Origin of the sequence: Intrasporangium sp. (genome assembly GCF_036566125.1) — a bacterium.
Classification (GTDB): Bacteria; Actinomycetota; Actinomycetes; order Actinomycetales; family Dermatophilaceae; genus Intrasporangium.
In genome coordinates, this window is the sequence record NZ_DATCWX010000171.1 from 1 (window position 1) to 12,107 (window position 12,107).

The window sequence follows — 12,107 nt, forward strand, 5'->3', positions numbered from 1 at the left end:
AAGCTTGCCCTGTGGCGCCGCCCCAACCCGCTGACCTCGCTCGACGCCTTCGGAGTCAACACCGGGCGCTGGCTCGAAGCCACCGGGGCCTTGTGGGCCGCCCAGTGGTGGGCCGTGCTCGTGGGTCTCGTCGGGATCGTCATCGGTTGGCGCGATCCCACCATCCGTCCACGCCTGCAGCGCCTCCTGCTGGCCTTCGCCGTCGCCTACGCTCTGGACGCGGCGCAGACCCTCGCGACCGGCGTCGTCACGGAGGCCCGGGGCCAGCTCTGGACGTGGTTGTTCGCAGTACTGCCTGTCACGCTCCTGCTCATCGGTCGCAGGCGACTCCCCGTTCGCATCCCGACCGACCGCCCCCTACCAGTTGACCGCGTCGCCACGGTGTTGCTCGCTGTGCTCGCCGTCGGCGGAGTGCTGGCGTGGCGCGCCGACATAGGCGAGCACCAGGCCACCCGGATGCAGTACGCGGCCATGGCCGCCACCGCCACGGCGCACGACCCCCGGACCGACGCGCCGACGGTCGTGGTCTACCAGGACCCCACCGTGCGCAACACCCGCGAGGGCCGGATCATGGCCAGCACCCTGTTCATGGCGGTGCGTGAGGAGCAGGGCGGGGTGCCGCCCAGGTGGTGCAGCGGCGTCGAGTGCCTTCGGCTGACCCAGCTCGCCGGAACGGGCCCGGTCATCCCCCTTGGACAGGTCGGTGGACTGGACAACGTGATGGGGGTCATCGTGCCCACCCCGCCCAGCTGGCTCTGAGCCGCGCGCGAGCTGGTGCCCGACGCGAACGCCTGACCTGGGCCGCGCGTCAACGCGGCTCCGACACTCACGTCCCCGCGCCGACTCCGGAGAGGCGCTTGCGCAGGTGCGCGCGCTCCACCTCGTTGTCAGTGAGCTGGAGCGCTCGCTCATACGCCCGGGCCGCCTCGGCGCGGCGGCCGAGGCGCCGCAGGAGCTCGGCACGCGCCACGTGGTAGCCGTCGTAACCGGCCAGTCCCTTGCCTTCGAGCTCATCGACGAGCTCTAGCGCTCGCGCGGGGCCCTCTACCTCAGCAACCGCCACGGCTCGGTTGAGCGCCGCGATCGGCGTCGGCGCGATGGTCATGAGCTGGTCGTACAGCGCAACCACCTGCGGCCAGTCGGTATCGGTCGCACGGGGCGCCTCGGTGTGGACGGCATTGATGGCGGCCTGGAGCTGATACGGCCCTGGAGCGCCTCGCCGGAGACACTGGCGAACCAGCCGATGCCCCTCGGCAATGAGCGCCTGGTCCCAGAGCGACCGGTCCTGCTCCGCAAGGAGGATGACCTCTCCCTGCGCATTGGTCCGCGCCGCCCGCCGCGCCTCCGTGAGCAGCATGAGCGCGAGCAGCCCCATCGCCTCCGGTTCGTCGGGCATGAGCTCGACGAGGACGCGGCCGAGCCGGATCGCCTCGGCGCAGAGGTCGGTGCGCACGAGGTCGGTGCCCGCCGTCGCCGAGTGCCCCTCGGTGAAGACGAGGTAGAGCACCGCCAGCACAGAAGCCAGCCGGTCCGGCAGGTCCGCGTCCCGCGGCACGCGGTAGGGGATGCCGGCATCGCGGATCTTCTTCTTGGCGCGGACGATTCGCTGCGCCATGGTCGGCTCGGGCACGAGGAATGAGCGCGCGATCTCGGGCGTCGAGAGGCCACCGAGCAGCCGCAGCGTCAGCGCCACCTGGGCCTCGCGCGACAGCGCCGGGTGGCAGCACGTGAAGATGAGGCGGAGCCGGTCATCGCGCACTGGCCCCTCCTCCCACGTTTCGTGGAGCGTGTCGTCGGGCGCGTGGAGCAAAAGCGATTCCGTATGCCGCTGGGCTCGTGTCGCTTCCCGGCGCAGTCGGTCTCTGGCCCGGTTTCGAGCCGTCGTGATGATCCAGCCGGCCGGGCTGGGCGGCAACCCGTCCCGGGGCCACCGCTCGACGGCAACCGTGAAGGCGTCCTGCACCGCGTCCTCGGCAAGGTCGATGTCGCCGAGGACGCGGATGAGGACGGAGACGGCCCGCCCGTGCTCCTCGCGGAAGATCCGCGCGATGTCGTCGGACGTGACCGTCATCCCGTGCAGACCGTCCCGCTCACTGGGTCGTGGGCTGTTGCCCCGGGTCGTGCTCATCGACGAACGGGCGAACCTCCACCGGGAAGCCGGTCGCGCTCGCGATCCGTTCCGCCCAGCGGAGCACGCGGTCGTAGTCGTCCGAGCGGACGATGGACAGGCCGCCGAGGTGCTCCCTGACCTCGGCATAGGGCCCGTCGGTCAACAGCGGCGATCCGTTTGCTCCGACGGTCACGGTCGTGGCCGAACCGAGGTCGCCCAGGCCGCCGGCGAAGACCCAGCCGCCCGCGGCCCGGATCTCGTCGTTGACCCGCTCGATCTCCGCCATGATCGGGCCGAGGTCAAGGTCCTCGGGCGGCGCCACGCTGGGGGTGAACAGGCTGAGCAGATACGTCTTCATCGTCGTGTCCTTTCGGTACTCACGTTGACTCAGTGACGGACGCCGGTTGTGGACGTCTCACCTGCTACACGAACGGCACGATGGGAAATCGACAGCCGCCGGATGCCGCCAACTCAGGTGCGGGCACGCTGCTCGACGAGGCCGACGGTGTTGCCCTCCGAATCCGTGACGAAGGCCATCCACTCGTCGGTGCCCGCCGGGCCGAGAGTGGCGTCCTCGTGCGTGAAGATGACGTGCGGCTCCCCGACGACCTCGATGCCGCGCTCGCGGAGCCGCCTCAGCGTCGCCTCGATATCGGCGACCCTGAGGTACACGAGCGAGCTCGGAGCACCCTTGTCGAGGAGGAGCCGCACCCCACCGAGGTCGAAGAAGACGAGGCCGGGCGGGTCGAAGGTCGCAAGCGGCTTGGCCCCGAGCAGGTCCGCGTAGAACGCCGAGGCACGGCCCAGGTCCTCGGCGCGCTGGGCGACCTGCACCAGGCCACCTGAAGTCTGACCAGTCACGTCACATCCACCTCATCAGCCGATCCCCGGCGACCGTTCGTCCGCCGCTGTCAGGCCATCGTCCAGCACAATGGCCGACATGAGCGAGCATCGACCGGTGGACACGTGGCTGACCGACATGGACGGCGTGCTCGTCCACGAGGAGCAGGCGATCCCCGGCGCCCAGGAGTTCGTCGCGGCTCTTCGCGCCTCGGGCAAGCACTTTCTCGTCCTGACGAACAACTCGATCTTCACCCCCCGCGACCTGCGCGCCCGGCTGGCCGCCAGCGGCATCGACGTCCCCGAGGAGTCGCTCTGGACCTCGGCACTGGCGACCGCCAAGTTCCTGGCCGACCAGCGACCGGGGGGCAGCGCCTACGTCGTCGGGGAGGCGGGGTTGCTCACCGCGATGCACGACGTCGGCTTCGTCATGACCGACCGCCATCCCGACTACGTCGTGCTCGGCGAGACGCGGACCTACTCGTTCGAGTCGATCACCCGCGCGATCCGCCTCATCGAGAACGGCGCCCGTTTCATCGCGACCAACCCCGACCCGAGTGGTCCGAGCCCCTTCGGGACCCTGCCCGCCACGGGCTCGGTCGCCGCACTCATCTCGACGGCGACCGGACGCCAGCCCTACTACGTCGGCAAGCCGAACCCGCTCATGATGCGCAGCGCGCTCAACCGGATCGACGCCCACTCCGAGACGACCATCATGGTCGGCGACCGGATGGACACCGACATCATCTCGGGGCTCGAGGCCGGGCTGCGCACCGTCCTCGTCCTGACGGGGTCGACGCGCCGCGAGCAGGTCGAGACGTTCCCCTACCGTCCCAGCCGGATCGTCGACTCCGTCGCCGACCTCATCCGCTTCGTCGACCACAAACACCCAGACACAGACACAAACTGAGTTGCCGTATGCCGCTGAGCCGGCTCCTCGTCGGGTGTGCAGTCCGCGCCGCCACCCTCACCGTAGAGTGGGCAGTACCCGCCGCCACCAAGGACGTTCGGGCTCAGTTGGATTCACCGGCGCGGTCTTGGCGAGCATGGGTAGTGGCTTCCCCACGGCGGGCCGGAGGCGATCGGCGAGCTCCCGCCGGTTGTAGTCCTCGATGTTCTCCCGGACGTTCTGCTCCGTCGCCACCTCCATGAGGGAGTCCGGGTAGGTCGCGGCCTCCTTGCCCAGCGCTAGCGCGCCCGGGAGCGCCCCGCCCAGGTCGAGGTTCTCCCGGGCGGCGTAGCGCTTGATCCACCAGTCCGGGTCGTTCGCGTCGTGCAGGTCGAGCGGCTTGCCGGCGCCGGGGAGGTTGTCGAAGTCGCCGCGCCCCTGGGCCTCCCGGATCGCCTTCTCGACAGCGCTCTCGTAGTGAGGCGGTTGCGATATGACTCCACGCTAACTCCGCCCGCCGCCGACTACGCCGAGGTCAGTGCACCGGCTCGGGCGAGCTGGGGTGGTCGACCGAGTCTGCGGCGGAGGGCGTGGCGGCAGACTCCTGGAGGTGGCGCTTGAGAAGGTCGCCCTCGACGTCGAGGTTGGGCAGCAGGGCCGCCAGCCGACGCGGCAGCCACCACGCAGCCTCGCCGAGCACCGCCATGACGGCCGGCACGAGGGTCATCCGGACGAGGAACGCGTCGATGAGGATCCCGACCGCGAGCGCGAGGCCGAACTGCTTGATCGTCGGGTCGCTGCTGAAGATGAAGCCCGCGAAGACCGAGACCATGATGACGGCGGCGGCCACGACGACCCGGCTCGCCTGGTCGAACCCGTGGACGATGGCATGGCGTCCCCGATGGCCGTGGACGTGCGCCTCGCGCATCGAGCTGACGAGGAACATCTCGTAGTCCATCGCCAAGCCGTAAAGGATCCCGGTGACCATGATCGGCAGGAAGCTGAGGATCGGGCCAGTCGTGTCGAAGCCGAAGACGTCCTTGAGCCACCCCCACTGGAAGATCGCCGTCATCAGGCCGAAGGTCGCTCCGATGCTGAGCAGGAAGCCGAGTGTCGCCTTGATGGGAACGACGACGGAGCGGAAGACGAGCAGCAGCACGACGAGGGACAAAGCGACGACGATGCCGATGTAGAGGGGGAGGACGTCGGCAAGTTTCTCGGAGATGTCGAGGTTGACGGCGGTCAGGCCGGTCACGCCGAGCGTGACACCCTCGTCGTGCGTCACTGCGGCCCCGGACGCGCGCAGCGTGTCGACGAGCGCCGCGGTCGACGCGGCGTCGGGGCCCTCGGTCGGGATGACCGTGAAGATCGCCGTGCCGCCGTCGGGATCGGCGCCGATGACGCTGACGGTGTCGACGTCCGGGGTGTCCGTCAGGCCGGCCGCGATCCGACCGATGTCCTCCTGGCCGAGCCGGTTGCCTTCGTCGGGCGTTGCCACGACGACGAGCGGCGCGTTGTAGCCCTCGCCGAAGCCCCGGGTGATGGCGTCGTAGGCGCGGCGCTCATCGGTGTCGAGATTCGCAGTGGCCCCATTCGGCATGCCGAGCGCCATGGAGGTGACCGGAATCGCAGCGGCGCCGAGGACGGCGACGACGCCGAGGATGGCGAGCCACCGGTGCCGGACGACGGCGCCGGACCAGCGGTGGGCGAAGTGACGGTGCTCCTCGACGGTGAGGTTCGTCCCCTTGGCCCTAGCCTTTGCGCTTGCGATCCGCTCCCCGACGAGGCCGAGCATGGCGGGCAGCAGCGTCAGCGCGACGAGGACCGCGAGCACGACGGTGACGGCGGCGACGAGCGCCATGGTCGTGAGGAAGGAGATCCCGATGAGGGTGAGCCCCGTCAGCGCGATGACGACAGTGAGACCGGCGAACAGGACGGCACTCCCGGCGGTGCCGATGGATCGGCTCGTCGCTTCCTCCGCGCTGAGGCCTTGGGTGAGGATGAGCCGACGCTGCCGGTTGACGATGAACAGGGCGTAGTCGATCCCGACCGCGAGCCCGACCATGAGCGCGAGCACGGGCGTCGCGGTCGTCAGGGTGATGGTCTGCGAGAGAGCGAAGGCGCCCCCAAGCCCGATCCCCACGCCGGTCAGGGCCGTCAGAAGCGGCAGCCCCGCCGCGCGCAGCGAGCCAAGGGTGAGCAACAGGACGAGCGCTGCGACGCCGAGGCCGATCGCCTCGTGGCCACCGATCGGGGCCGCGTGCGGCTTGAGCGACTCGGTGGTCAGCACGTCGACCCCCGTTCCCTTCGTGGCTGCCCCGGCGAGGCTGGTGACCTGCTCCACGGAGCCGTCGGGCAGATCCTGCACCTGCTCGGTGAACTGGATCTGCAGCATGGCGACCGAGCCGTCCTGCGAGACGACGACGCCGGGCACGGGTTTTCCATTGATGACAAGGGGCCCTATGCCGCTGGGCTCGCTTCCGCTCCCCGGTGCACTTGGCGACGTGTTCGCCTTCGTCGACTGCGGGGTGCGGTCCACGACGATCGGCAGCTGCGCGATCGACGCGGCCGCCTCACCGATTCCGCTCGCCCGGGCGTCGGTGTCGAGGCGCTCACCTTCGGGGACCGTGAAGACGATCGTGCCCTGCCCACCCGCGGCTTGCGGAAGCTCGGAGCGAAGTCGGTCGGTGACGTCCTGGCTCTCCGTCCCGTCGATGGTGATGCTCGACGAGATCTTCACGCCGCCGTTGGCCGCGGCAAGGCCAACGACTCCACCCAGCAGCACGAGCCACATCGCGATGAACGCCCAGGGGCGCCGGTACGCGGTCCGGCCGACGCGGTAGAGCAAGAGGGACATGGAGGTCCTTTCGGATAGGCGGACATGGCGGCCGGTCGGCCGCGGCGGTGAACAGGTGGTTGGGATGGAAGCAGCGGTCAGAAGCCGCGGCGAAGGTGCGTGAAGACCGTCGTGAGGAACTCGTCGACCGTGACCGCGTCGCCGTTGCCGTCATCGGATGTCGGCTGCGGGTCGCCCGGGAGGCGGATCGGGACCCGACCGTCGAGCACCGACATCAGCGCACCGAAGGCGGCTCCCACCAGAATGTGGCTGGAGAGCCGGGAGACATTCGACCCGGCTCGCGCGGCCACGGCACCCTGGGCCATCCGCCGGATCTGGAGCTGAACGTCGGCGAGATAGGGCTCGAGACCGTGGTGTTCCTGCGCGAGCTGGCGCAGCTGCTGGAGGAGGCCCAGCATCCCGCCGGAGAGCTGGTGGCGCGCGAGCGCCATGAGCCAGTCGAGCAGGGGCGTGTCCTCGGGCATCGGCGGCAGGGTCTCGAGCCCTTCCCGGAGCCGCTCGACCGCGAGGCCGGTGATCGCCTCCTCCTTGCAGGAGAAGTGGTTTGCGAAGGTGCGGCGCGAGTAGCCCGCCCGCGTCGCGACGTCGTCGATGGTGAAGTCGTCGACCCCACGCTCGACGGCGAGGTCGAATGCAGCCCGCGCCAGCGCGTGAGCGGTGGCTCGACGCTTCGCTTCCCGCAGTCCCAGTTCGGTCACGACAGTCATGGTCACACATCGTTGCCCAATGAGCAATCTTTCTCTTTGGGCAGCGAGTTCGTGCGTCTCTCGGAGGTTCGGTCGCCGAGCAGGCACGACACCTGCACAGTCTGGGGGAACCGCAGGCGCAGCGGCTGGGTGAGGCCCTTCAGCGGATCGCCAGGGACCACCTCTCACCGGACGTGCGGTGACCACACTGGAGGCCTATGCGGACCTGGCCAGCCGGGCGGAGGAGACGTGGCGGCTGGCCCAGATCGACAACGCACGCGTCGTGGTCGGCCGGTTCGCCGAGACCTTGGCGCCGACGCTGGCCGAAGCCACGTGGGACTATGCCATCATCGACGGCAACCACCAAGGCGCGCCACGGAGGGCTACGTCGAGCAGGTGTCCCGATCGGCCGCGCCAGGGGCCCTCCTGGTCCTCGATGACATCGACTACAACGACGGGATGCGCGCCGCGTGGGAATCAGTGCGCCAGCGACCCGACGTCGCCGCCAGCGCGGTCGTGGGGAAGATCGGGCTCCTCGCGCTGAGGTGACGCGGAGACCGCGGCTGCGCTCAGAGGCGGGTGAGCACGTCGTCGAGCATCGCCTCCGTGAGCTTGCCGGTGAAGGTGTTCTGCTGGCTGACGTGATAGCTGCCGAGGAGCCGGACCTCCTGGCCGTCCGGGCGGCGAAGGACCGCCTCCGCGCCGTGGCCGAAGCGCGCCTTGGGCCGCGGCACCTGCCACCCGAGACGCCGGGCTGCGCCGAGCGCCGCGTCCCAGCCGATCGAGCCCAGGGCGAGCATCGCTCGCAGACCGGTTGGCGAGACTGCGGTCAGCTCGAGGTCGCGGTCGAGCCAGCCGGAGCACGTGGCCTTTTCCTCCGTCGTGGGCCGGTTGGCGGGCGGCGCGCACCTTACCGTAGCGATGATCCGGATTCCCTTGAGCTCCAATCCATCCCCTGCACCGACAGACGTCGGCTGGGAGGCATACCCGGCTCGGTGGAGGGCCGCGTAGAGCCAGTCGCCCGAGCGGTCGCCGGTGAACATCCGACCGGTGCGGTTGGTTCCGTTCGCCGCCGGCGCGAGCCCGACGATCAGCACGTCAGCCTCGGGGTCCCCGAACGACGGTCCCGGGCGACCCCAGTAGGGCTGGTCGGCGAAAGACGCCCGGCGCCCCTGGGTCGCAACAGACTCTCGCCACGCGACCAGTCGCGGACACGCACGGCAGACCGACACCCGCGCATCAAGCTGCGCCAGGCTGCTTGCGTCACCCGCGAGCTGTTGTACCTGGGCGGCAGTGCGCGCCACGGGAGTGTCTGGCGCGGCGGGATCGCCGGGCCACCCTGTCCCCGGAGGCACAGGCGACGGGAAGAGCTTGCCCGTCATCGGGTGCGGGTCCAGCCGCTCGGTCGTCATGGCCCGACTCTGCCAGCCCCATCGTCAGTAGCCGAACCCGCCCGAGCCGTTGTCCGGCATCCTCTTCACCGGTGTGCCGGTGGCGCCGAGCACGTACCACTCGCCATCGACCCCTTGGCCATCGACGTCGCCTGCGGCCACATCCTGCGCGTAGTAGTGCAGCGGCCACCCGTCGAGTGTGACCTGCTTCTTCCCCGAGACGTCGATGGTGCCGATCGTCCCCGTGACCCCGGTCGCCTTCGGTGCAGTCGTGCCCGAGAACGCCGGCGGCCACAGGGCGAGGCAGTCGCCCGTGCACGCACTGGTCATTGAGCCCGGCATGTCCTTCGTGAACACGTACAGCGTGCGCCCGTTGGCGTCGGTGACGACCTGCCCGAGCGAGGTTGCCCCCAACGTCAGCTCGGTCACTGCGGATTGGGGCGCGACGGGCGTCTTGGGATCGGAGGAGCCACAGGCACCGAGCGTGGTGGCGAAGGCCAGCGCCGCGAGCATGATGGACGCATGACGGCGGTTCATACACCGGGGGACGTCAGGCCGCGTGAGCCGGTTCGATGAACCGGGGCGCTCCCCGGGACGTCTCCGAGGACAGCAGTGCCGAGGGAGGTTGGTCAGATGCCACTCGACGACGACGCCGTCGAGGCGATTTATCGCGAGCACGGCCCGATGCTCCGGCGGGTCGTGTGGCGAGCAACGACTGACGCCGACCGGGTGGACGACATCGTGCAGGAGACGATCTTGCGCGTCTGGCGCCAGGCTCCCGAGGCCGACAACCTCCGCGCCTACCTCATCACCACGGCCAGACACCTCATCGTCGACCAGCACCGCGCCGCCGGGCGTCGGCCGCAGCAGGCCCGCCTCATTGACCTGCCCGAGACCGAGTCTGCCATCGACCGGGCCCTCGACCAGGTGCTCGTCGAGGAGGCGCTCGCGCGGCTGCAGCCCACCCACCGCGAGGTCGTCAGCTGTCTCTACTACGAAAGGCTCTCGGTGGCCGAGACCGCCAGCCGGGTGGGGGTGCCCGAGGGCACCGTGAAGTCCCGCGCCTTCTACGCCGTGCGCAGCCTGCGCGTCATCCTGGACGAGATGGGGGTGACCCGATGACCTTCGACCAGAACCAGCACGAGCAGCTGCATCAGCTCCTCGGCGCCTACGTCCTCGGAGGCCTGTCCGACGATGACCACCGTGCGTTCACGGAGCACCTGCGCGCGTGCGCGGCATGCCAGCAGGAGCTCGGCCAGGTGTCCGGGTTGCCGAGGCTGCTCTCGCTCGTCGACACACAGACCCAGGTGCCGTATGCCGCCGAGCTCGCTCCAGAGACAGCTGCTGCCGCGAGCGTGGCCGGGTCTTCCAGCACCGGTCTGGCTGACCTTCTCGATGCGGCTCGGCGTCGGCGCCGGCGACGACGGTCCTGGTTCGCCGCCGCGGCCGCAGCGGCCGCTGTCGGGGTGTTCGGCGCCGGGGCGGGGTTTGGCCCGGGGCTGCTCAACCCGCCGCCGGTGGCGGAGCACTACACGGCCACCGCGGCCGGCTCGTCCGCCAAGGTCGGGGTCGACCTCGTGGAGCGCGGTTGGGGCACCCAGCTCAACCTCGCCTGCCAGGACATGCCCGTCGGGGAGGAGATCGTCGTCTACGTCGTCGATGCCAATGGGCGTGAGTTGCCTGCTGGCTCGTGGCTCGGCACGGAGTCCGGCTACTCCAGGGTCACCGGGGCGACGGCCTTGCGGCCGGACCAGATCCGGTCCATCGAGGTTCGCACCCGCGCCGGAGATGTCATCGCCACTGCCAAGACCTGAGGCCGACCGGTCAGTCGGTCTCGTGCTTGGCCGCCGCGCCGGTACCGGCGTCGATGGTGACCTCGTGCTTGGCATGGTTCGAGCTCCTGACTCGGAGCCCTCCCGTTCTGGCATACAGCGTGCGAAGGTGGGTGAATGGCGAAGGACTTGGACATCCAGCACCGGATCACGTCACTCATCGACGAGGAGCACCGGCTGAGAAGCGCGCTCCAGGCTGGCCGTATCGAGGCTGAAGAGGAACGCGCGCGGCTCGGTCAGCTCGAGGTCGAGCTCGACCAGTGCTGGGACCTCTTGCGTCAGCGGCGGGCCAAGCGCGAGTTCGGGGAGAACCCGGACGAGGCCCAGGTCCGCGATCCCAAGACCGTCGAGGGGTACATCGGCTGAGGCCGGCTGGAGCGGTCTCGGCGGCGCTCAGTCGGCGTGCTCTGGCGGCCAGACGACCCGGAACCGTTCGGTGTCTGAGGAACGAGTGCGGGCGCGGGACCAGCCCCCCGGTCCCGCGCCCACTATCCCCTCGTCTGCCCAGAGCTCGTGTCCTCCACCCTGATACCTGTCCATCGCCGATTTCTCGCGAATCGTTACACGAGGGCGATCAGACCGAGACCAGGTAGTCAGCTAGCTCGGCCGGCCGGGAGAGCGCCATGAGATGACCCCCCGGGAGGACATCCGCTTCGATCCCGAGTCGCTTGCGCGCAAGGCACTGTTGGAACGCCACCGGGAAGAAGCGGTCGTCCCGGCCGGCAACGACGCGGATGGTGATGGGCGGCCACTCGGAGAAGGCGCACGGTGCCGCGAAGACGGTGTCGGTCTCGTCCCGCTGGTGCTCGGCTCCGGACGCGAGGACCTCGGGCGGTACGTCATGCGTGAAGTAGGTATCCAGATCGAACTCCACCGCCCAGCCACCGGCCTCGGCGGCCACCCGCATGGCCTTCTCCTGGTCGACGTGCCCCCACCAATCGCCGGCCGTCTCACCGGGCTCCGGGATCATCGCGTTGACGAAGACCAACGCGCGCAGCCCGGGGTGTTCACCCGAGGCCGCCGCCTGCGTCGCGGAGAACCCACCGAGGGACTGGGCGACGAGGACGACGTCGGACCGTGGGCCGACGGCCTCGGAGATGAGGCGCGCGTATTCGGGCAGGCCGCCCGCCGGGTCGTCGGCCGGCAGGTGGAGGGCAATGGCCTCGTGACCGGCCTCGACGAGGAGCGGGACGACGCGGTGCCAGTACCAGGCTGCCCCACCAGCCCCAGGCACGAGAACGAATGTGGTCACTGTCAACATGCTAGGCGAGTCGTGACCTACGGGCGACGGTAATAACGATGGGCCGAACGTCCGGGCATCGGCCGGGCTAGGGTCGCAAACGTGATGATCGAGGTGAGGACCCCGGATGGGACCGTCGAGGCCTGGCTCGGCCGCCCTCCACGCGTCGACGAGGACGCATCGTTCCCAGGGGTCCTGCTCTTCATGGACGCTATCGGCCTGCGACCCCGGATCGTCGAGATGGCCGACCGCATCGCCTCCT

General features: G+C 69.8%; 15 protein-coding genes. 6 read left to right on the forward strand and 9 right to left on the reverse strand.

Going from position 1 to position 12,107, the window contains the following annotated elements; genetic code table 11:
• Positions 1-759: hypothetical protein (locus VIR15_RS10405; RefSeq protein WP_331927408.1), on the forward strand; the 759-nt coding region annotated here is incomplete at its 5' end.
• A gap of 67 nt (positions 760-826) precedes the next feature.
• Here the strand turns inward: VIR15_RS10405 and VIR15_RS10410 are convergent.
• The 3 genes from VIR15_RS10410 to VIR15_RS10420 form a co-directional block, all read right to left on the reverse strand.
• Entirely contained in the window at positions 827-2,071 is a 1,245-nt protein-coding gene (locus tag VIR15_RS10410) for an RNA polymerase sigma factor (RefSeq protein ID WP_331927421.1), read from the reverse strand.
• A 19-nt stretch (positions 2,072-2,090) separates the two neighbouring features.
• Positions 2,091-2,468 carry a YciI family protein gene (locus tag VIR15_RS10415; RefSeq protein ID WP_331927409.1) on the reverse strand — a complete coding sequence of 126 codons (378 nt, stop codon included), beginning with the start codon at positions 2,466-2,468 and terminating at the stop codon, positions 2,091-2,093.
• Between the two features lie 113 nt (positions 2,469-2,581).
• The gene (locus VIR15_RS10420; protein ID WP_331927410.1) at positions 2,582-2,971 is read right to left on the reverse strand and encodes a VOC family protein; all 390 of its coding nucleotides are present in this window, start codon (positions 2,969-2,971) and stop codon (positions 2,582-2,584) included.
• Between the two features lie 70 nt (positions 2,972-3,041).
• Here VIR15_RS10420 and VIR15_RS10425 point away from each other — a divergent pair, with 70 nt between their 5' ends.
• The gene (locus tag VIR15_RS10425) at positions 3,042-3,860 is read left to right on the forward strand and encodes an HAD-IIA family hydrolase (protein WP_414654953.1); all 819 of its coding nucleotides are present in this window, start codon (positions 3,042-3,044) and stop codon (positions 3,858-3,860) included.
• 57 nt (positions 3,861-3,917) lie between these two features.
• On the opposite strand, the gene VIR15_RS10430 is transcribed toward VIR15_RS10425, so the two are convergent.
• The 3 genes from VIR15_RS10430 to VIR15_RS10440 all read right to left on the reverse strand — a co-directional run bounded on the left by VIR15_RS10430 (position 3,918) and on the right by VIR15_RS10440 (position 7,403).
• Positions 3,918-4,334 (reverse strand): DnaJ family domain-containing protein, encoded by a 417-nt coding sequence (locus VIR15_RS10430; RefSeq protein ID WP_331927422.1) that lies wholly within the window; start codon positions 4,332-4,334, stop codon positions 3,918-3,920.
• A 40-nt stretch (positions 4,335-4,374) separates the two neighbouring features.
• Entirely contained in the window at positions 4,375-6,696 is a 2,322-nt protein-coding gene (locus tag VIR15_RS10435) for an MMPL family transporter (protein ID WP_331927412.1), read from the reverse strand.
• A gap of 77 nt (positions 6,697-6,773) precedes the next feature.
• Entirely contained in the window at positions 6,774-7,403 is a 630-nt protein-coding gene (locus tag VIR15_RS10440; protein WP_331927413.1) for a TetR/AcrR family transcriptional regulator, read from the reverse strand.
• Between the two features lie 375 nt (positions 7,404-7,778).
• Here VIR15_RS10440 and VIR15_RS10445 point away from each other — a divergent pair, with 375 nt between their 5' ends.
• Positions 7,779-7,931 (forward strand): hypothetical protein, encoded by a 153-nt coding sequence (locus VIR15_RS10445; protein ID WP_331927414.1) that lies wholly within the window; start codon positions 7,779-7,781, stop codon positions 7,929-7,931.
• A 20-nt stretch (positions 7,932-7,951) separates the two neighbouring features.
• Here VIR15_RS10445 and VIR15_RS10450 read toward each other — a convergent pair whose 3' ends face one another.
• Both VIR15_RS10450 and VIR15_RS10455 read right to left on the reverse strand, forming a co-directional pair.
• Positions 7,952-8,794 carry a uracil-DNA glycosylase gene (locus tag VIR15_RS10450; protein ID WP_331927415.1) on the reverse strand — a complete coding sequence of 281 codons (843 nt, stop codon included), beginning with the start codon at positions 8,792-8,794 and terminating at the stop codon, positions 7,952-7,954.
• 24 nt (positions 8,795-8,818) lie between these two features.
• Positions 8,819-9,310, reverse strand: a complete 492-nt coding sequence (locus tag VIR15_RS10455) for a COG4315 family predicted lipoprotein (protein ID WP_331927416.1) — start codon at positions 9,308-9,310, stop codon at positions 8,819-8,821.
• A gap of 96 nt (positions 9,311-9,406) precedes the next feature.
• On the opposite strand from VIR15_RS10455, the gene VIR15_RS10460 reads away from it, so the two are divergent.
• From VIR15_RS10460 to VIR15_RS10470, 3 genes are all read left to right on the forward strand, one after another.
• The gene (locus VIR15_RS10460) at positions 9,407-9,895 is read left to right on the forward strand and encodes a sigma-70 family RNA polymerase sigma factor (protein ID WP_331927417.1); all 489 of its coding nucleotides are present in this window, start codon (positions 9,407-9,409) and stop codon (positions 9,893-9,895) included.
• A complete protein-coding gene (locus VIR15_RS10465) occupies positions 9,892-10,587 on the forward strand; it encodes a zf-HC2 domain-containing protein (protein ID WP_331927418.1) in 696 nt (231 codons plus the stop codon). Before VIR15_RS10460 ends, VIR15_RS10465 begins: the two co-directional genes overlap by 4 nt.
• Before the next feature lie 135 nt (positions 10,588-10,722).
• On the forward strand, positions 10,723-10,971 hold the full coding sequence (locus VIR15_RS10470) for a DUF2630 family protein (RefSeq protein ID WP_331927419.1): 249 nt from the start codon (positions 10,723-10,725) through the stop codon (positions 10,969-10,971).
• Positions 10,972-11,179: 208 nt separating this feature from the next.
• On the opposite strand, the gene VIR15_RS10475 is transcribed toward VIR15_RS10470, so the two are convergent.
• The gene (locus VIR15_RS10475; RefSeq protein WP_331927420.1) at positions 11,180-11,857 is read right to left on the reverse strand and encodes an alpha/beta fold hydrolase; all 678 of its coding nucleotides are present in this window, start codon (positions 11,855-11,857) and stop codon (positions 11,180-11,182) included.
• Positions 11,858-12,107: the final 250 nt, after the last annotated feature.

Bases quoted from the DNA above. Each gene is read 5' to 3' on its own strand.
- VIR15_RS10410 (WP_331927421.1), bottom strand. From the start codon at position 2,071: ATGACGGTCACGTCCGACGACATCGCGCGGATCTTCCGCGAGGAGCAC.
- VIR15_RS10415 (WP_331927409.1), bottom strand. From the start codon at position 2,468: ATGAAGACGTATCTGCTCAGCCTGTTCACCCCCAGCGTGGCGCCGCCC.
- VIR15_RS10425 (WP_414654953.1), top strand. From the start codon at position 3,042: ATGGCCGACATGAGCGAGCATCGACCGGTGGACACGTGGCTGACCGAC.
- VIR15_RS10435 (WP_331927412.1), bottom strand. From the start codon at position 6,696: ATGTCCCTCTTGCTCTACCGCGTCGGCCGGACCGCGTACCGGCGCCCC.
- VIR15_RS10440 (WP_331927413.1), bottom strand. From the start codon at position 7,403: ATGACTGTCGTGACCGAACTGGGACTGCGGGAAGCGAAGCGTCGAGCC.
- VIR15_RS10450 (WP_331927415.1), bottom strand. From the start codon at position 8,794: ATGACGACCGAGCGGCTGGACCCGCACCCGATGACGGGCAAGCTCTTC.
- VIR15_RS10455 (WP_331927416.1), bottom strand. From the start codon at position 9,310: ATGAACCGCCGTCATGCGTCCATCATGCTCGCGGCGCTGGCCTTCGCC.
- VIR15_RS10460 (WP_331927417.1), top strand. From the start codon at position 9,407: ATGCCACTCGACGACGACGCCGTCGAGGCGATTTATCGCGAGCACGGC.
- VIR15_RS10465 (WP_331927418.1), top strand. From the start codon at position 9,892: ATGACCTTCGACCAGAACCAGCACGAGCAGCTGCATCAGCTCCTCGGC.
- VIR15_RS10470 (WP_331927419.1), top strand. From the start codon at position 10,723: ATGGCGAAGGACTTGGACATCCAGCACCGGATCACGTCACTCATCGAC.